The following is a 20,457-nucleotide window of genomic DNA, read 5'->3' as shown; positions in this document are numbered from 1 at the left end:
GCGCCACCCTTTTATATTGTGGAAATTAAGAGTTAAGTTTTGGTTTTTAAAACAACTTAACTCTTAACCCTTCTTCTAAATTAAGAATATTTTCTTAACTAAAATATAGTAATTGCAGTATATATTAAAGCTCCACAAGTTATTATTACTGTGTAAAGTATTGTAGATTTTAATACGGCATTTACATCTACTTTTGCAAAATCACACACTATAACATTATGAGTATTTGTTGGATCAGATATACCTTGAACTACACCTGTAGATCTTAATGCCATACCAATTGCTGCTGGACTTAATGTTCCTGCTGCAAGCATAACATTTGCGATTCCAGAACCTAATCCATACAGATTTAATGGTCCTCTATATAATGCTAAAGGAGCACAGATTGTAAATAATATTATATATGGAACTGGTGAGGTTGGTAATACTGCTGAAATAAGTGGTTGCATTAATGATACTGTTTGTTCTGCTGCAACACCATTTAATAATATACCAATACCTATCATTAAACCTAAAACCCCAGCAACATCTTGAATTCCTTCAACTAAAGAGCTTGTTGTAATTTGGATGAAATCTCTTGGTTTTGTTACTAATATTGTATAAATAACTGCTGTTAATAATGAAACTTCAGTTGATAACTTAAAGAAGAATACTAATAAAATTGGTACTATTGGTGCTAGTAAAGCAAAAATATTAACATCCTTTTGAACAACATTTGTTGTTGTTCCTGTTGGCATAGCCCATGTACTTCTTACTGAAGTACCTCTAACATTAATTAATATATATACAACTGTTACAACTACAGAAATTAATCCCAATACTAAAGAAGTTGATTTTACAAGTTCCATATCCATTCCAATTGCATCAACATAGAATTGATAGTTAGCTACATTAAATAATCCCCCTAAACCAAGCCCCATTAGGAAACAACCGGCAGCTGCTGTTGGTTTAATACCTGCTGATAGCATAAGAGGTATTACTATTGTTGCTACCATGATAACTGCCCCAGCACCTCCAAGTGCTGAGAAAACTACTGCCACTGCTGATGTTAATACAAAAGCTATAACTAATGGTTTATCCCCTGCAAGCTCTGCTGCTTTTCTTACGATAGCATTTGATATTCCTTGCTTTTGAATAGTTTTAGCAAACATTCCACCTAATATTGTGGCAATCATAGTTGTTGCTAACCTTGCAGAACCGGCTCCAATAACATGTCCCATTATTGTTTGTCCACCTTCCTCTAACGGTGTCTTGAATGGAACCCCAGCAATCACTGCAATAATAATACCTAGTAAAGGTAAAGCTAATAATGTTGGTAACTTTTTAGCAATCATAAGTCCTGTAATAACTACAAATGTTAATAAAATTAATATTACCTGTAAACTTAATGCATCTCCCATTTTATAATACCTCCAAAATTTTATTCTTTTTTTATATTTGCCCCTAGTTTTTTATCCTAAAGGCCTTTTATTTAAACTTGAAACAATAAATAATTGCGATTTAACTTATTACTTGATTTGATTTTTTTAGTTCAATCATTAACTCATTTATATCTATATCTTTATAAGGTAACTTATTTATTAAAGCTATTTTTGATGCAATCCCTGCTGCCTGACCTAATGCCATACATATAGGTGATACTCTAACTGAAGCAAATGCCTCATGAGTGGAACTTATTGCTCTTCCAGTAACTAGTAAGTTCTTTATACCCTTTGGAATTAAACACCTGTATGGTATTCCATAATAGTCTCCCATCTTCATTTCCTTAATGGTAATATCCTTCCCTTCTGGATCATGAATATCAATAGGCCAACTACCTAAGGCTACTGTATCACTAAATATCTTCCCTTGAATGATATCATTTTCAGTAATTACATACTCACCTACTATTCTTCTGGACTCACGGACACCAATCTCATCTGCTGACTGTAGTAATCTTGAGTTTTCAAAGCCTGGAATATATTTTTTAAGGAATTTATATATCTCTATTACCTGTCTTCTACCTTCTATAGTAGCTTCAGAAAGTTCAAAGCCTTCAATAGATTTTTTATTTATTACTCTACTCATATTTATAGCTACTTCTCCTCTTCTATTTAATTCAAAGAAAAGTACTCTATCTCTATTTAGATTTAAATCATTATTTTTATTAGCTTCTTCCACCTTAGAGAAAAATCCTGAAATCGCTATTCTTTTTACCTCTGATAGCGAGCTGATTTCATTACTTATAACAAATTCATTTGGATGTTTATCTGAATAATCTATTATTTTATCAACATCTACATTATCCATTTTAAACATAAAAGTCATAGGTTGGCATTTTCCATCTACTTCTCTTCCTACCTTCATTTCACAGCCAGCTAGGTAGGCTATTTCAGCATCCCCTGTTGCATCAATGAAATACTTAGCTTTTATATCATAAATACCTGAACGAGTTTTGGCTGTTATACAAGTAACACTCTCTTCTTCTCTATTTACTTCTAAAGCTTCTGTATGATATAAAATTTCAACACCAGCATCAAGTAAATACTCTTGAGCTACATATTTATAAATTTCTGTGTCTACTGGAGTTACAGTTGCTGCAACACCTAATGGATCCATTATATGTCCAATAGTTCCACCTTCTTCTTTTATTTTTTCTATAAGTTCTTCTGCATACCCCTTAATTATTTGCTTTTCTCCTGCATGAAAAGTCATAAGAGGTATAACTAAAGATTTTGTAGCACACCCACCTAGATATCCACCTCTTTCAATTAAGCAAACCTTAGCATCATCTGTAGCTGCTGCCTTAGCTGCTATTAATCCAGAAGGCCCCCCTCCGATTACTACTATGTCATATTCTTTAAAACCCTTAATATCCATTTTAAACCTCCTGTAATTTTAATTTTATAGAACATTCGGTTTCAAAAACCCTATTCCAAGGTAATGCCGCTTTTACATCAATTTCAGACACTATACCTTTTGATTCTAAATAATCAATGTTTTTTCCTATAAAATATTCTTTCATTAAAGTATCTAAAGCTTTTTCAACATAGTTATTTACCCTTACATTGATATTTCCCATATTGAAAATACTTAAATTTTCTTCAAGAACTATTTTGGCTGTATCTCTTCTTACAATACTTTGGTAGAAAAGATCATCTGCATATCTTTCTAAAAGAAGTCGTAAGCTATTTATAGAATTATTTAAGTTTAATTTACTATTATTTATTAAATTGGAAATAATATTCCCATGAGCAATAGCAGTACCTAATGCATTACCTGCAGTATTCCAACCACTATATGCTGTAATTTTTAATAATAAGTCCTCTTCCCTTAATCTATCTATTAAATATAAATCCCCACCATTAGCAAGGGATAAATCTGCTAGGGCTATTACTTTACCTTTATAAGAATATTTTTTTAGCTTCGATACAAAGTCATCTATAATTTCTTTCTTATTATAGTTATCCATATTATCTTCTGCCATATCTATATAAGGCATATTAGGGGTGGTAACCGCTAAGACTAAATCACAGGACTCTATATTATCTACACTTATTGTTCCTAAACTTTTTAAATGTTCATTAATATTATCCTTTAAAGGTCTATCTTCAAATTTAGGTATATTATTACTTCCATCTTCATCATCATAATCAACAAAAACCTTAGGATAGGATTTTGTACTATCATTTATATACCTAGCTAATAAAATTTGTCCTATTTCATCAGCTCCTGGATATACATAAACTTTATCCTTTAAAAAATATTTATTTATTTCGTCATTTATAACCTTATGCTCTATCCAATGAAGTCCATAGGGTGAGCAATCTTCTTGAGACATAATTAAGAAATCTACTATTTCATCTTTAACAAGATTAATTGCTTCCATATTTAATATGTGATTTCTTTTTCTAGAGTTTAAATAATTTTCTAAAACGATTTCAGGAATTTCAGATATTAACTTATCTAAATCACCTTGTAAATTAAGCTCTCCTAAAATTTCAATTTTATATCTTAGCTCATTATATTTATTTATCTTTCTCCACCATACTTCACTTTCATCACCAGAAATGGAAATAGATAATCTCATAATATTTGAGAAAGCATAGATCTTTACTGTAGGATTTTCTCTTTTAAATTCTCTTACAGCATTTAACAATTCTAAAGCTTCTTCCTTTGGAGTGTCGGAACTTCTTGAAGCAATTAACCCTCCATATAAAAGCATATCTAATGATATTATTAAAACTTGACCTTTAGTATTCTTTAGCCAGTTTGAAATTTCATGGCATTGTCCCTTTTGAAAAAATTGCCCTAGGATTTCTTTAGGTGGTGTTATTATATCGATATTTGATATTTTTCCTAAGTCTTGTACCAAAGCAAGGTTTACAGGTCTATCATCTAAAGGTATATATAAAACCTTCTCACTTTCCATAATGTTACTCCTTATTAAAATTATCTATAGTTTCTCTAAACTCTAAAGTTGATTTATAGACAGATTCTTTTGTATTACCTGTTACTATAGCTCCTATCATTATGCCATTTATACCAATTTCCTGAAGTATTAAACTTTGTTCTGGGGTTATTTTTCTTTGAGTTGGAATTACAATAGGTGTGTTAGTTGAATTGCGTATAGACTTATATTGTAATATTTCCCTTACAGTAAGAGGCTCACCATAGGTTTTTGGATCCATAATTGAACACTCAAGTATATCTATAGGTAAACTATCATAAACTTTAACAAACTCTATATCATAGTTATCATCTATGGCTACCATTTTATAGATATCTTTTTTCATTATTAATGGATTCATATGCTTATCATATAATGATATAAACGCAAATCCATTTTCCATTATTCCATCTATTTCTGACATTGGAATTTCATTATGTCCACCTGCAACAATACCTGAAGATATATTTTGTGAATGACATAAATCTCTTATTGCTTTAACATTTTCTAATTCTTCTTGTAGAGATCCAAACCTTGTTTTACTTGCTCTGTGTTCCACATTGACATGTATTTTCACCATATCTGCTCCAGCTTCAATAGCTGCTTTAGCTAGTTCAACATCATTTGCTGGCAAACTTACAATCAATGTTAACTTTTTTTCATTTAACTTATCTAAAAGATTCATACTGTCCTCCTTAAATATTAATTTAACTACATTTTATCATACCAATTTTTTACTTTCAAGGATTTTGATATTATTTTTTCATTAATTTGAAAATTTTATTCATATTCTTTTATAAAAAATCATCTCCACCTTATTACTAGTATAAAAGAGCCTCCCCTCTGCAAATTCAACTGGTACCTTAATAAAATTACTTCATTCAGTGAGTGCTATACCTTAGTAATCTATAATTAAGTCTTAGTCCTTAATGAATTTATAAAATCTATAATTATTAACGCTAAAACTTTCATATAAATTCATATCTTAAAGGTATGGCTTTTTCCAATCACTAATCATAGCACTTCACTGAACTCAGTAGTATTGCTATAACATTTATTTTATTCTTACATCTACTCTTGCTTCAAATTTCTTACCTTCAGAATTTTTTAATTTTATAGTTACTTTTTCAACACCTTTTTGTACTCCGATTATTGTTGTTGGTGTTTCTCCTATTTTAAAGACTCCTTTATTAGAATCTAATCTTACTTCTACAACCTCTGAGTTTAACTTTCTGTCACTTCCAATAACTTCAACATAATCTAATAGGTTTATTACCTCATCTACTTTTATATCTATTTTCTTATTAGAAATTGCTTTGATTTCAACTTTTGTATCAAGGAAGTTTCCATCACTTACAACTTTAACATTTTCATTAAAGTTAATCTTTGTAAGATAGTTGTTTTTAATATTTACCTTTTTTAGCTTTTCAAGGCTAGCTACTGAATCCGGAATAATTGTTAAGTTATTATCTGCTACTTCGAAGAATCTTAACTCTTTTAGTTCACTAAAGGATTCTGGTATTTCAGTTATTCCATTACCATTACTATAAAAACCTTGTAGTTTAATTAAAGCTCCAATTTCTGTTGGTAAATTCTTAATGTTATTATTGTTTATATTTAAACCTGTTAATGTTAATAATTGTCCTATTTCTACTGGTAACTCTTCTATTTTATTATTGTTAAGAACTAAATTATTAATTGTAGTCATAGTAGTTATTTCTGATGGTATCTTTGTAATTTCGTTATATGATACATCAAGTTGTTTTATAGTTGATACAAGTGGTAAATCTGTTAATTTATTATTAGAAATATCTAAATATTGAACAGTTCCCCAGGATGAAGCTGCACTTCCATCAACTATTTCATTCTTAGATAGATTTACCTTTCTTAAATTAGTTGAACCACTTAAGTTTGGTATTTCTGTTAACTTATTATTGCTTAAATTTATTTCCTTTAATACAGGCAATGAAAGTTTGAAATCTAAGTTTTCTATTAAGTTATTTGATAAATTTATTTCACCAATTTTAGTTGATCCATTTATACTACTTGGTATATAAGTTATTTGGTTGTTATTTGCTGATAAAGTAAACAAGTTTTTCAAATTACCTATACTTTCTGGTAATGATGTTAATTGATTTTTAGCAACCCTTAAATAATTAAGATTTGTTAATGTTCCAATAGATTCTGGTAGTGATTTTAACTTATTATCGAAAACACTTATATCTCTTAAAACTGTTAACTTTCCAGCTTCTATTGGTAACTCAGTTAATTCATTATCATAAGCTATTAATCTTTGTAATGATGTTAAGTTATTAATTTCAACTGGCAATGATTCTATTTTATTCTGAGATATATCTAATCTATCTATAGTCTTAATATTAAATAATTCTACTGGTATTGATATTAAGCTATTCTCTGAAATATCAAGCCAACGTAACTTAGGTAAGTTACCAATGAATCCAGGTATTTCAGTTAATTTATTTCTTGATAGAATTAATTTATCTAAAGATTTTAATGTTGAAATTTCTTCTGATAATGAAGGAATATGGTTTCCTTCTAAATTTAACTCTATTAAGTTTGGTAAATACCTTATTCCTTCAAGAGATTGTATCCCTTCTTCATTTGCAAGTAAGTATTTAACTGCTTGTAACTTTCTTAATGTAACTGTATCTTCTTCAAGACCTGGTATTCCTTGAGGATTTGCAAAGGCAGTATAGGTTACATTTCTTACAACTACCTTTCTTAAATTTTCATCTGGAAACATAACCTTTAACTCATCTTCTGAAATCACTTTATCTAAATCTGTTTCATCAATTGTAATATTTTCTGCTTTTTCTTCACTTTCCACTTCTTGAATCGTATCTATTTGTTTTTTATTTTCTAACTCATCTGCAAAAACAGTACTAATTTTGTAGCTTGAAATAACTGATACTGATAATGCAATAGCAATAATTATAGCAATTTTACTTTTTGATTTTCTTATCATAATATAACCTCACTTATAATCTTAGTATTTTAAAAGTATTTTTATATTTGTCCAATTAGCAACAGGAGACTCTTCAAATGAATTTGCATTATCTTTAAAACCTGTTAATCCCATAATCGTAGGAGATTCTTGATAGGTTTGTCCAAAATCTTCTGATATAACAAACATTGTGCTATTTTCTTTATCCCCTTCAATATATTTTGGTTTCATATATTGAGAATAAAGTGGTGCAACAGCCTCCCAAATTGGATCATAAGAGATCTTTCCATCTATTGCATAATCCGGATTAAATAAATTTTCTGCTGTTGAGCCTACAGCTCCTATTATTCCATAGTGTGGTTGTTGATTAAATTGTCCATCTATAAATGCTTTTTGATCAACGTTATAAGCCAAGAATTTTGCATGATTTGCTGGAACTAATTGAATTCCACCTGAGTAATGAGAAGCACTTCCCCAGTTAGTTCTACCAGTTTTAGGTGAAGTCGATAAACAAATTACACCTGGATGACTTGCCCTAAATGTACCAACATGTGAATATTCACTTCCACCAAATCTTCCTGTACCCTTAACTCTTTGAATTATATCTGCTATATGTTTTGATGTACCATCTTCGTAATTTAATAGTACTCTACCATTAGTATCTTTATATTCACCATTTACTGTATCTCCAGCTGCCCAGTTTTCAAATTCTATACTAGTAGGTGAACCAATATCTATTGAAGGCTTACTTACTATTATCTTTAAATCTTCTGGTATTGGTTTATCATAAGAACCATTGTAATAGTAATCTAATGACTTCCATTCTCCATCACTATCTAAGAAGTGTACTGGGTTTCCAACAAAGGCTCCACTAATACCTCCAAATATTTCTGTTCCTCCAGCCATATCTGTATAAATAATATTGTCAGCGAAGCCTGCTGTATTATTTATTGCTGCAAAGGAATAATCTTCCTCAGTACCTATTGTAAATTGCTTAGGCATCCATACACCTGCAGCTTCTATATCCTTTGGTGATAAACTTGGAACTGACTCTTTAGTTATTTCTGCAGCCTTTATTGGATCATAACTTTCATTAGGACCCACCCTTATGTGTACATTATTTGAAGCAGTTGCAGTTATACAAGAGTGACTACCATCATTACCAGCATCATAATGTGAGGCCCAAAAACCTGCTGAAGAATCAGCTGAATATTTACCTGCGCGTATTACATTTCCCATTGTTCTTGTTGTCCCATCAGGATATTGTTGATATATACTTCCACCGTCTCTGTTTTCAATATATACTTCATACATTAGTTCAAGATTTGGAGTATTTTCCTCTTTTACTACTTCTGGAATACTCGCATTAATACTATCCGCAACATTACTACCTTGTACTTTTTCAACATTTGCGCTTACATTAGCACTTAAAACTCCTACTGCTATAACTACTGATGCTAAAATACACATGATTTTTTTTCTTTTTCTGATCACTTTTCTTTTCCCCCTCATTTTTTAATTATGTGGGTCATAAACCCTTAAAATAATAACTCTTATTTTAAGTCAAAACTCTAAATGAATATTGTTTACATCTTTTGTTACATTCCATAAGCTTATTGAAATTTGTTATTAACTTTGCTAGTCTTTGAGAAAGAATTAATATAAATTAACTTTTCATCCATTTTTTACTATATATTAATAATACCACCCTTGAAAACGTTTAGCAATAGTTTTTGATAGTATATTTTCATTTTTTTGAATTTTAATTCCACATTTGAAAATTATTTTTATTAAAACGAAAATGCTATCAGTTTAAAAGTATTATCGCTTTTAAACTGATAGCATTTAAAATTTATTTGATAGAATTCTTTCTAACTACATTTAAATATAATAATTCTAATACATATTTTTCTATAATTTTACTTTGTACGACTTTATCATCTACTTCAACTTTATGCGAATTATAGTTAATAGTAATATCACTTACTCTAGCTAATTTTGATAACAAATTTTCAGTAATAGCTATAACATTAACTTTATTTTCTCTAATATTTTCAATTACAGAATTTATTTCAGCAGTATTTCCCTTACGTGAAATAACTATAACTACATCATCAGATTTTAAAAATTTACTTACTGCTGATAATGCATTTATATCTCTAAAATAACTACAATTTAGCCCTAAATCCATAAATCTATAATAAGCATCTTCTGCCAATACCCCTGAGTATCCAACTCCAACAAAGTATATTTTATTTGCCTTTAAAATTCTATTAGTAGCCTCTTCAATATAATCATAATTAAGCGCCTTTAAATTATTAAATATTGTACTGCTAATAGAATCTCCTAGCTTCCTTGCTATTAACTCTACAGAATCCTCTGGTAAAACAGCTTCTTCTTTTATATCATCTTCTGTTATACCTTTATTTTGAAACTCTTGTACCATTGTCATTTTAAACTCAAGAAAACTTCTAAAGCCTAATTTTCTACAAAATCTCGTGACAGTGGCTTCACCTACCCCACAGTTATTTGCAATTTCTGTAACTGTCATATATATACTACTATTCATATACTCTTGTAAATAATCTAATATCTTAACCTCTGACTTAGTTAAGTCACTTTTATCCTTTACCATCATCACTATATTCACATACCTTTATTTTATAATTTATTAGTAAAATTTATATTTGACTTTCGTATATCTAATGCAAATAATAAGTACATCTATGATGTCTTACACATTCTAATTCCAACACATTCAATATAAACTCTTCAATCTTTCAATTCATATTTTACTACTATTAAAAGACAACCCAAATATTTTCTACTCCATATATCATTATAATTTATATTATTTCTTAATGCTACTATTTTTACCAATCAGTTGCCTTAATCACCTAAATTCAACTCTTCTCAATAAAGGTTTAAATATTATATTTCTTATCTAGTAAAGCTAGGACTAACACAATTTATGCTATTAATTCCTAGCTCTCCATTTTTATTCTTACTAATTTTCCCTTGAAGCTACCGCAATAATTGGGCTATCTTCATCAATAAATTCCAATTCCATATTAACAACAGATATTAATTGCTCTTTACTTGTCATTCCTGATAAATCTACTTGTTTTTCCCCAAAAAATAAATATACCTTAGGAAGAATTCCACCAGCATCAGAATATGTGGTCATATGGTCTACAAATTCAGAAAATCTATAGTTAACATCTCCTTTAGTTACCATCAATATCTTTCCATTATCTTTTTGAAGTCTTATTACCCCTTCATTATCAATAACTCTTACAAGATATTTTTTCTTCTTTACTAATCCAAATAATTTCTTTTCTATTTTATTAGCTGTAAAAGCATTCCATCTACCAGTCTTAGCTACTAATTCAATTTCTTCACATTGGACTCCTGTGGCTGTTACTGCTATTTCCTTTAATTCCTCATCAGTCTTTTTAGCAGTGTTTAAATCCTTAGTTCTAAGCTCAGTTGCACCTGTTGCTACAGCTCTTAAGATATTTTTTTGTGAATCTACTTCTATTGAAATTTCAACAGTACTTGGATTTGCTCCTGCTTTAGTTACTGCTTCCATAACATCAGCTCTTATTCTTCTAATATCATTTTCTGTTGGATTGGCTACATTTCTTTCAACCTGTTCTCTTACAAGAGCTAGGGCAACACCTATGGTAGATATATATGGAGCATTTTTGGCAATATTAAATTTCATATCCATCATTTCACCTAAATAAGGTGTAATAATTGAAGCTGAACCTCCACCACCAACTAATCTTATAATTGAAGTATTTAAATCATATTCTTTAATTAAATTTTCAACTATAACCTTAACTTTTTTAATAGCTATATTCATAGCTTGAGTACATGCTTCTTCTACTGATATTCCTATTTCCTTTGCTAATACTTCCCAGGCTTTTCTTCCAGCTTTATCATTTCCCCTTGCATAATCATTTTCTGGAACATATCCTAATATATTTGCAGCTCCTGCTACTGTTAATGCATAACTATACCCATTATCACATTCAATTGCTACATAATTAGCTTTATCATCTTTTCTTGGTGCTATATATTTAACTTTAGGATTTGACATTTTACTTTCATCTGCAAAAATTTCATATTCTTTATCAGCAATATGAGCTGATCTTGGTCCAACATCAACTATCTTACCATTTTCAACAACAATCATACTTCCTCCTGCAATACCAAGAGTTCTAACATCTAATGATGTTAAGTAAAGCTTATGGCCTCCAACCTCTGCATTTTTAATCATTACTTTCCCATCTTTTATAACAGATATATCTGTTGATGTTCCTCCTACCTCAAAAAATATACCATCTGAAACTTTTTCATACATAAGTGCACCAGCAACGCCAGCTGCAAGACCTGATAACATTGTTAATATTGGACGTTTTCTAACTTCCTCTACAGTCATAACACCACCATCACATCTCATTATCATAAGTGGCTTTTTAATATTGGCATTTTTAACTGATTTTTCTGTCATATTTGCAGTTTCCATCATCTTAGGAATTAAAGCTCCATTAACTACAGCTGTTCTTGTTCTAGCCATTAACCCATATAGCTGTGATATTTCATATCCACCAGTAGCATATAAACCTTCTTTATTACAACTTTCAATTACCTTAATTTCATTTTCAGGGTTGTCCACTGAATATGCTTCTGAAGCAACTATTACCTCTGCTCCATTAGACTTTAATTTTAAAATAGCATCTTTAATTCTTTCATCACTTAAATTTCCTGAATCTATATAACTATGAACTGTATGAAGATATTTTCCAGCAGCTAGTTCAACATCTCCAACATTTGTTTCACCCTTTGCTCTTTCACCTTCAAAACCTCTCCCCATACCTATAATACCAGTTTTAGCTACATCACCTTCTAAAAGAGCATTAGTAGCTTGGGTTGTACCATGAGCAATAAATACAACATCATCTGGAGAAATTCTATTATCTTTTAATACTTTATTTATAACTGTAACTATTCCCTTTGCTACCCCTTCTTCAGCATGATGAGTAGTTGGAATTTTATCTTTTGCTATAATTTCATATGTTTCATTATCTATCACAGCTGCATCAGTAAATGTTCCCCCAACATCAATTCCTATTCTTACTTTTCTATTCATCTCAATACCACCCTTTATATAATAAATTCAATTTTTTCTAATCCTTTACATTTCAATTGTATCATTTTGATATTTCTTTTTCAACACTTTGAAAATATCTTTCTTAATTTATCTAAAAAATCTTTTCAAAATTAAATAAAAGCTATGAATACCGTTAAAATTAATTGGATATTCATAGCTTTATTTATTATATTATTTTTTTAAGCTTCCACCATTTGTTTCTATAACTTCTTTGTACCAGTTAAAGCTCTTTTTCTTATATCTTTCTAAGCTTCCAGTTCCATCATCATTTCTATCAACATAAATAAATCCGTATCTCTTTTTAAGTTCGGCTGTTGATGCAGATACTAAATCAATGCATCCCCAAGTAGTATATCCCATTAGCTCAACACCATCTTCAATCGCCTCAGCAACTTGAACTAAATGATCGTTTAAATAATTGATTCTATAATCATCATTTACTGTTTTATTTCCATTTTCATCTATAACTAATTCATCTACGGCTCCAAGTCCATTTTCAACTATAAATAATGGTTTTTGATATCTATCATAGTAGAAGTTAAGAATATATCTTAATCCTTGTGGATCTATTTGCCATCCCCACTCTGATGCTTCTAAATATGGATTTGGTACACCTGAAATAATGTTACCTAATCCTCCCTTAGCCTTTTCTGGATCAGCTGTAGCGCATGTGCTCATATAGTAACTAAATGAAATAAAGTCTACTGTATTTTTAAGTATTTCGCTATCTCCATCTTCCATTTTAATTTCTATATTATTTTCTTTAAAGTATCTATTCATATATTTTGGATATTCTCCTCTAACATGAATATCTCCAAAGAATAATATTTCTCTATCTTGCTCCATAGCTTTTATTATATCACTTGGATGTGGAGTTAATGGATAATTCGGCACTCCTAAAATCATACATCCGATTTTAAATTCTGGATTTATTTCATGACCAATTTTAACAGCTAATGCACTAGCAACTAGTTCATGATGCATAGCTTGATATAAATCTTGCTTACTTAATTCTTCTTTTGGAGTCCATATAGCAGCACTCATTAATGGTGCATGTAATGCTGCGTTTATTTCATTAAATGTTAACCAATATTTTACCTTATCTTTATATCTTGTAAATACTGTTCTAACATAATTTTCGAAGAATCCAATAAGTCTTCTATCTATCCATCCATCATAATTTTTAGCTAATGCCAGTGGAGTTTCATAATGTGATAAAGTAACTAATGGCTCTATTCCATACTTAGCTAGTTCATCAAATACTTTATCGTAAAACTCTAATCCTTTTTCGTTTGGTTCTTTATCATCACCATTTGGAAATATTCTTGACCAAGCAATAGACATTCTAAAAGTTTTAAAGCCCATTTCTGCAAATAACTTTATATCTTCTTTATATCTATTATAAAAATCTATACCTATAAGCTTCATATTATCTTCTGTTGGGCCTTCACTTACAGGTCCCTTTATTCCTTTTGGCATCACATCTTGAATTGATAATCCTTTACCATCTTCATTATATGCTCCTTCAAACTGGTTAGCTGCTGTAGCTCCACCCCATAAGAAATTTTCTGGAAATCTTATCATTTAAAACACCTCCTCTTATTTAATTGCTTTTATTAACTCTTCTTTTTCTTTAACATCTCTATCTATATAAGATAATATATCACTATAATCATGTGAATTTGTAACAAGTACTGGTGTAATTACTTCGTATCCTTCTTCCTTAATTGCTTTAATATCAAATTCTACTAATAAATCCCCAGCCTTAACTCTATCTCCACTCTTTACATGTGCTGTGAAGTATTTCCCACCTAGTTTCACTGTATTCAATCCTATATGAATTAGTATTTCTGCTCCATTATCTGAAGTTAATCCAATAGCATGTTTTGTTTCAAATAATGCTGAAACAACTCCATCAATAGGTGCAATAGCTCTTCCTACAGTTGGTATTATAGCTGCACCTTTACCCATTATTTCTTCACTAAATGTAATATCATTAACTTGTTTTAAAGATACTGCCTTTCCTTCAATTGGTGATAATACTATTGTGTTTGATATAGCTTTAGCTTCATCCATATCTGCTTTTATTTCTTCATCTTCTGCATTTACTGGATCTTCAAAGCCAAGTACCCAAGTCAATACAAATGTTCCTACAGTTGCTATAGCTGCAACTATTAATGCATTAATAAAGTTTGATCCACCCTTTGGATCTATAAACTGAACTATTGACACAAGTGATGGTGCTGCAAATACAAAAGCTTTTAATCCAACAAAACCTGCATATAAACCTGCTACTCCACCTGAAATCATACATGCATATAAAGGCTTTTTATATTTTAAAGTAATACCATACATAGCTGGCTCTGTAACACCTGCAACTAATGCTGATATTGTTGAAGCACTAGCAACTTGCTTTAAGTCTTTGTTTTTAGATTTTAAAGTAACTGCTAAACATGCTGCCCCTTGTGCTAAGTTTGCAACTAACATAGCAGGTAATAATAAAGTATCAAATCCAATGTTTGCTATATTCATTATTGCTATTGGAATGAAGGCCCAGTGCATACCTGTCATAACTATAAGTGGCATTAAAGCCCCCATTATTGCAAGAGCAAGCCATCCAGCTTTTTCATAAATAAATAGCATACCACCTGACAATGCTTCACCAGCATAGAAACCTATTGGTCCAATTACTACTAAAGCAATTGGAAGAGCAATTAATAATGTTAACATTGGTTTTAAGAAGTTCTTTGTAAATTCTGGCGTAATTTTTTCTGTGAAGCTTTCAACATATTTCATAATCCAAGCCATCATAATTACTGGAATCACTGAATATTTATACCCAGCTGCAGCTACAGGTAATCCAAATAATGTTATTTTTTCACCTGAATCAACAAGTCCTATAAAATCTGGATATAACATAACCCCAATTACTGCTGCTAAAGTATATGGATTTACATTAAACTTTTTAGATGATGACATTACTAATATTAGTGGTAAGAAATAAAATGTTGCATCTCCTAAAGCATTTAATAACTTAAATGTTGTGCTAGTATTTGATAATATACCCATCATTGGTAATATAACTAATAAAACTTTTATCATGCCTGCACCAACAATAGCTGGCATTGTTGCAGACATACACCCTGAAACAACATCTAATATTGTATCAAATATTCCTTTTTTCTCTTTCACTTCATTTGATTTTTCTTCTTTGAAATTTCCAAGCTTCATTAGTTCTTTATAGCATGTTCCTACACTATTTCCTATAATTACTTGATATTGTCCACCGTTTTTAGTTACTCCCATAACACCTTTTATTTTTTTCACGCCTTCATCATCTACTATGCTTTCATCTTTTAAGTTGAATCTAAGTCTTGTCATACAGTGCATTACAGCATTAACATTACTTTCCCCTCCAACTTGTTCTAATATTTTTTTTGCAACTATTGCATAATCCATTTTTTATTCCTCCATTTAAAATATATAAATTCTAATGAAGTAAAGCCCATAATACAGAAATTATTCTGCTTACGGTAACTACCTTTCATACTAAGCTTTTATTTATCATATATTATCTATGTTCTTTAAAAATCATATATAATATAAAAAACCTAAGAAATATAGATGAGTACTCAAAATCTATAATTCCTAGGTATAGCCTACATTACTAGTAACAATCCTACTAAAATTAATCTTCTTTTATTATTCTTTGTATATGTACTGTCAAATACATCATTTCTTCATCTGAAAGTGTATGTTCAAATTCTTTTAAAATATATTTTTCAATTTTTTCTACACATAAATATGCATCTTTATATTGAATCTTTATCATTTCACAAAAATTAGTATCATCACTCTTCATAGTTTTTCCACTAATCATTCTTTGTGCAAAGAACTTTAAGTGAGTTATAAACCTTTCATAATGAAGGGAGTATTCATCTAATTCTATATTAAAATGAAACTTAACTATATTTAAAACATTTTGAATCATCTTTGTTATATCTAAAGTATCATTCATATCCTTTGAATTAAGCTGAGCATTAACTATATGCATTGCTATAGATGCTGCTTCATCTTCAGGAAGCTCAATATTTAAACGTTTCTTTAGAATTGATAATGCTTCTTTACCAATTAAAAACTCATGATTATAAAATCTTTTTATTTCCCATAACAAAGCATTTTTAAAGTTTAATCCTTGCTTATATCTTTCTACTGCAAAACTAATGTGGTCTGTTAACGAAATATAAATGTTATCGTTTAATTTTTTACCTAATGAATACTTTGCATAAGAAATTATTTCATTTGAAGCTTGAATATACTCTAAAGGGATTTCTGAAAGTAAAGTCATTAATTTATTACAATCATTTCTATTTTCAATAGCATAAATTTTTTCTATCTTGCTTTGATCTATGATATCACCGATTTTCTTTTGAAAACCTAAACCACATCCCATAACAAGAACTTCTTTGCCATTCTTATCAAATGTTCTAATTAAATTATTATTTATTATTTTATCTATCTTCATTGACTTCCTCCCCTTCAAAGATTTTTGAGTATAAAAAAAGACTATACTCAAATAAAATAACATCTATTTCCAGATAAATATTATTAATAATTTGGTAAAGCCTGCATAACCAGTAACATTCCATGTCATTATTATTAATTGCTATACGATTATATCATTGATTTTTTTTAATGTCAACCTTATCTATAGGACTAACCTTTATAATTTTCGTTTTAATTTGCATTATTCAAATTCAAGAAAAAGCTGTCTCCCTAAAAATAATATACTTATCCTCTTAAATATCTATAATCTAACAAATCTGTATCTCGAGAAATAAATTTGACTGAATCGAAGTTTAAATAATCTTCGATTCAGCCATTCTACACCGTACTATACTATATTAACTTAGTTCCTTCTTTTTCTTGAACTATTTTACCATCCTTCATAAGACCACCTAAAGCCATTTTGAAGTAATTCTTACTTGTATTAAAAGTAGCTTTAATATCTTCTGGAGATGACTTATCATTAAATGGCATAAATCCACCATTTTTCTTTAGATATTTTAAAATATCTTCTTTAATTTGATCTCTTTCATTTAATCTAGTCTTTCTTGGAGTAACTCCTATTATTCCATCTTCATATAATCTCTTTACCCTAAGCTTCATTTCAGTTCCTGGATATATTTCTGTATAATATTCATTTGCTAAAATAAGCCCTTTATATTTTCCATCTATAGCTACATGAACTGAGCCATTTTCAGTCTTTCCATAAACTTGAGCTACTACTTCGTCTCCAACCTTATATTCAACACCTTCTTCTTTTGCATTAAGAATATAATTTTCTACATCTGTAGTCGCTGCAAGTCTTCCTGTCTTATCTAAGTAAATATAAAATAGGTACTTAGTTCCAGTATGCAATTTAAATCTTTGCTCTTTTAAAGGTACAAAGATATCTCTATCTAATCCAAAATCTACAAATGCTCCAAATTCGCTTTGAAATACTACCTTTAAGTAACCAACTTCACCAACTGTTACTAAAGGCTTTTTGAAAGTTGCTATAGGTCTATCTTTAGAATCCCTATATACAAATACTTCCACATTATCCCCAACTTCAATTTTTCTTCCTTCAAGAACTGATTTAGGTAAAAGTACAGTCTCTCTTCCTGCATCTCCTAAATAAAATCCAAAGTCCTTTTCTCTTTTAACTTCTAATAAATTATACTCACCTATATTAATCATTATTTCTCCTTGTTTTCCATGTATTTTCTGCTAATCTCCACATAATTACTTGCAGATTTTTCTATGCTTTTTATTTCATCTTCATTAAGCTTTCTTACAACTTTTGCTGGACTTCCCATAATTAAAACTCCATCTTCAAACTCTTTTCCTTGAGTTACTAAAGATCCTGCTCCTATTATAGTATTTTTTCCAATTTTAGCTCCATTTAATATAATAGATCCCATTCCTACTAAAACATTATCAGATATAGTACATCCATGTATAATAGCTCGATGTCCTATAGTAACATTATTTCCTATATATGTTCCAAGTTTAAAATCTACATGTACTACTGAGTTTTCTTGAATATTAGTATTTTCACCAATGAAAATATTACTCATATCTCCTCTAATTGTAGTTCCAAACCAAATATTTGCATTCTTCTTAATTACAACATCACCTATTATATCAACACTATGAGAAATATAGCAAGTCTTATCTATAACAGGTTTAATACCATTAAATTCTAAAATCATTTAATCACCCTCTAATTATATATTTAAAGTTATTTTATCACTGATTAATATTATTGTCATTATTTCCACTTATTAAATACTATATATAGATAGATAATAATTTATAAGGGGCTTATTTTGGGAAGAAAAAAAATAAAAGAAATAAAAGAATTTGATAAATCTAATATAAAGTACTATTATGGTATTCCTCATTGCCATACAGAATTTTCTACAGGCAAGGGTTCTCCCATAGAAGCTTATGAATATGCATATAGAGCTGGATTAAATTTCTTATTTATTACAGATCATAATTCTCATTTATCTAAGGAAATTAAAATAAAGGATTCTAAATATGATAAATATGAAGGTACAAAGATATATGCTTCAAAAATAAAAAAGAAAATTGATAATTTCCTTCCTATTGTTGGTTTTGAATGTAAAACTTCTCAATTCGGAGATTTAAATATTATTAATTCTGAAAGCTTCTTTACTGGTGTAGTTCATGATTTGCGATTTTTAGTATTGTGGATGCTTAATAATGAAGATTCCTTTATTTCAATAAATCATCCTCATAAGAACATTATTAATTTACCATATAATCCGATTTTAAATAAATTAATAACATCAGTAGAAGTAGGTAATGGAAACCCTTCTAGCAAATATACAAGACATGATAAATACTATTTTAGTTTATTAGATGCAGGATGGAAGCTTGGAGCTATCAACGGCCAAGATAACCACAAAATTAACTTTGGTGATTCTGAAAACTTAACAGTTTGTTTGTGTAATAGCCTATCAACAAGTAATATAATCTCTGCCTTTCGTGAAAGAAGAACTTTCTCTACAGAGTCACGGTATTTAAAACTATACTTTACAGCTAATAATGGATTTATGGGAGAAGAAGTTTCTATTAATAGTAATAAGATACGTTTTATGATTTATTCTGAAGATATAAGATACAAAATAAGAGAAATACAAATTATAACTAATAAAGGTAAGACAATAAAAACAATTGAAAATATAGGTTTGAATAGTATTAAGTATTTTTATGAACATAATAGAGAGGAAAATGAAAGTTGGTACTTAATTAAGATTATCGAAGATGATAATAAAATAGCTTTTAGTTCTCCTATTTTTATAAATAATTCTATTAATGAAAGTAAACATGGCATGCAATAATTGCATGCCATGTTTACTTCAAAACTCTATTTTTTTTGATTTTGAATATGTTTTGCTCTATTTGGTTTAGCTTTAGGTCTAATTTCTATTTTCTTCTCTTGTTTCTTTGGTCCACCAGTACTTTGAATATCAATAAACCACATAAAGAACCAAACTATAACTAAAGTAAGTGCCATACTAATCCACATATTATTAATTTTTATAATAAATTGAGTTGCAAATAATACTAAAGATATAGCTAACGGAATCCATTTATTTATTCTTACTCTAGAAAATACATATTTTCTACCAAAAGTGAATAATAAAATCATTAATCCAATTGTAATTGCAAAATATGCTATTGTAAATAAAACATTGCTCATAATATAATGCCTCCTTATAGTATCTATATTATATATTAAAAGAAATCCTCTACATTTTCAAGTAATATAAATTTAATTATTTGTAAAAGAAATACTATTCTTAAATT

General features: G+C 29.3%; 15 protein-coding genes. 1 reads left to right on the top strand and 14 read right to left on the bottom strand.

Annotation, left to right across the window (positions count from 1 at the left end):
- Positions 1–98: 98 nt before the first annotated feature.
- The 13 genes from E6248_RS01205 to E6248_RS01145 all read right to left on the bottom strand — a co-directional run bounded on the left by E6248_RS01205 (position 99) and on the right by E6248_RS01145 (position 18,830).
- The gene (locus tag E6248_RS01205; protein ID WP_316339024.1) at positions 99–1,400 is read right to left on the bottom strand and encodes a transporter; all 1,302 of its coding nucleotides are present in this window, start codon (positions 1,398–1,400) and stop codon (positions 99–101) included.
- A gap of 100 nt (positions 1,401–1,500) precedes the next feature.
- Positions 1,501–2,859 carry an FAD-dependent oxidoreductase gene (locus tag E6248_RS01200; RefSeq protein ID WP_316339023.1) on the bottom strand — a complete coding sequence of 453 codons (1,359 nt, stop codon included), beginning with the start codon at positions 2,857–2,859 and terminating at the stop codon, positions 1,501–1,503.
- 1 nt (position 2,860) lies between these two features.
- On the bottom strand, positions 2,861–4,411 hold the full coding sequence (locus E6248_RS01195; RefSeq protein WP_316339022.1) for a DUF4127 family protein: 1,551 nt from the start codon (positions 4,409–4,411) through the stop codon (positions 2,861–2,863).
- A 4-nt stretch (positions 4,412–4,415) separates the two neighbouring features.
- Positions 4,416–5,114 (bottom strand): hypothetical protein, encoded by a 699-nt coding sequence (locus E6248_RS01190; protein ID WP_316339021.1) that lies wholly within the window; start codon positions 5,112–5,114, stop codon positions 4,416–4,418.
- A gap of 369 nt (positions 5,115–5,483) precedes the next feature.
- Positions 5,484–7,415: a leucine-rich repeat domain-containing protein gene (locus E6248_RS01185; protein WP_316339020.1), complete on the bottom strand. Its 1,932-nt coding sequence runs from the start codon at positions 7,413–7,415 to the stop codon at positions 5,484–5,486.
- Between the two features lie 21 nt (positions 7,416–7,436).
- A complete protein-coding gene (locus E6248_RS01180) occupies positions 7,437–8,888 on the bottom strand; it encodes a hypothetical protein (protein ID WP_316339019.1) in 1,452 nt (483 codons plus the stop codon).
- A gap of 358 nt (positions 8,889–9,246) precedes the next feature.
- Positions 9,247–10,032, bottom strand: a complete 786-nt coding sequence (locus E6248_RS01175) for a MurR/RpiR family transcriptional regulator (RefSeq protein ID WP_316339035.1) — start codon at positions 10,030–10,032, stop codon at positions 9,247–9,249.
- A gap of 369 nt (positions 10,033–10,401) precedes the next feature.
- The gene (locus tag E6248_RS01170) at positions 10,402–12,552 is read right to left on the bottom strand and encodes a hydantoinase/oxoprolinase family protein (RefSeq protein ID WP_316339018.1); all 2,151 of its coding nucleotides are present in this window, start codon (positions 12,550–12,552) and stop codon (positions 10,402–10,404) included.
- 192 nt (positions 12,553–12,744) lie between these two features.
- Positions 12,745–14,157 carry a glycoside hydrolase family 1 protein gene (locus E6248_RS01165; protein WP_316339017.1) on the bottom strand — a complete coding sequence of 471 codons (1,413 nt, stop codon included), beginning with the start codon at positions 14,155–14,157 and terminating at the stop codon, positions 12,745–12,747.
- A gap of 15 nt (positions 14,158–14,172) precedes the next feature.
- Positions 14,173–16,032, bottom strand: a complete 1,860-nt coding sequence (locus tag E6248_RS01160) for a beta-glucoside-specific PTS transporter subunit IIABC (protein ID WP_316339016.1) — start codon at positions 16,030–16,032, stop codon at positions 14,173–14,175.
- Positions 16,033–16,261: 229 nt separating this feature from the next.
- Entirely contained in the window at positions 16,262–17,098 is an 837-nt protein-coding gene (licT, locus tag E6248_RS01155) for a BglG family transcription antiterminator LicT (RefSeq protein ID WP_316339015.1), read from the bottom strand.
- A gap of 374 nt (positions 17,099–17,472) precedes the next feature.
- The gene (locus E6248_RS01150) at positions 17,473–18,315 is read right to left on the bottom strand and encodes a S1-like domain-containing RNA-binding protein (RefSeq protein ID WP_316339013.1); all 843 of its coding nucleotides are present in this window, start codon (positions 18,313–18,315) and stop codon (positions 17,473–17,475) included.
- Positions 18,315–18,830, bottom strand: coding sequence for a gamma carbonic anhydrase family protein (locus tag E6248_RS01145; protein ID WP_316339012.1), 516 nt, complete (start codon positions 18,828–18,830; stop codon positions 18,315–18,317). Before E6248_RS01145 ends, E6248_RS01150 begins: the two co-directional genes overlap by 1 nt.
- Positions 18,831–18,947: 117 nt before the next feature.
- Here E6248_RS01145 and E6248_RS01140 point away from each other — a divergent pair, with 117 nt between their 5' ends.
- Positions 18,948–19,988, top strand: coding sequence for a CehA/McbA family metallohydrolase (locus tag E6248_RS01140; protein ID WP_316339011.1), 1,041 nt, complete (start codon positions 18,948–18,950; stop codon positions 19,986–19,988).
- 26 nt (positions 19,989–20,014) lie between these two features.
- Here the strand turns inward: E6248_RS01140 and E6248_RS01135 are convergent, their stop codons facing one another.
- Positions 20,015–20,350, bottom strand: coding sequence for a hypothetical protein (locus tag E6248_RS01135; protein WP_316339010.1), 336 nt, complete (start codon positions 20,348–20,350; stop codon positions 20,015–20,017).
- Positions 20,351–20,457: the final 107 nt, after the last annotated feature.

The sequence above is a fragment of the Clostridium sp. genome (genome assembly GCF_032552055.1).
Lineage (GTDB): Bacteria > Bacillota > Clostridia > Clostridiales > Clostridiaceae > Clostridium.
The sequence above is the reverse complement of the archived record's forward strand: the minus strand, read 5'-3'. Positions and strand labels throughout refer to the sequence as shown.

Coding starts and splice junctions, on each gene's coding strand:
- E6248_RS01190 (WP_316339021.1), bottom strand. CDS start 5,114: ATGAATCTTTTAGATAAGTTAAATGAAAAAAAGTTAACATTGATTGTA.
- licT (WP_316339015.1), bottom strand. CDS start 17,098: ATGAAGATAGATAAAATAATAAATAATAATTTAATTAGAACATTTGAT.
- E6248_RS01175 (WP_316339035.1), bottom strand. CDS start 10,032: ATGATGGTAAAGGATAAAAGTGACTTAACTAAGTCAGAGGTTAAGATA.
- E6248_RS01205 (WP_316339024.1), bottom strand. CDS start 1,400: ATGGGAGATGCATTAAGTTTACAGGTAATATTAATTTTATTAACATTT.
- E6248_RS01150 (WP_316339013.1), bottom strand. CDS start 18,315: ATGATTAATATAGGTGAGTATAATTTATTAGAAGTTAAAAGAGAAAAG.
- E6248_RS01160 (WP_316339016.1), bottom strand. CDS start 16,032: ATGGATTATGCAATAGTTGCAAAAAAAATATTAGAACAAGTTGGAGGG.
- E6248_RS01195 (WP_316339022.1), bottom strand. CDS start 4,411: ATGGAAAGTGAGAAGGTTTTATATATACCTTTAGATGATAGACCTGTA.
- E6248_RS01135 (WP_316339010.1), bottom strand. CDS start 20,350: ATGAGCAATGTTTTATTTACAATAGCATATTTTGCAATTACAATTGGA.
- E6248_RS01185 (WP_316339020.1), bottom strand. CDS start 7,415: ATGATAAGAAAATCAAAAAGTAAAATTGCTATAATTATTGCTATTGCA.
- E6248_RS01200 (WP_316339023.1), bottom strand. CDS start 2,859: ATGGATATTAAGGGTTTTAAAGAATATGACATAGTAGTAATCGGAGGG.
- E6248_RS01145 (WP_316339012.1), bottom strand. CDS start 18,830: ATGATTTTAGAATTTAATGGTATTAAACCTGTTATAGATAAGACTTGC.
- E6248_RS01170 (WP_316339018.1), bottom strand. CDS start 12,552: ATGAATAGAAAAGTAAGAATAGGAATTGATGTTGGGGGAACATTTACT.
- E6248_RS01165 (WP_316339017.1), bottom strand. CDS start 14,157: ATGATAAGATTTCCAGAAAATTTCTTATGGGGTGGAGCTACAGCAGCT.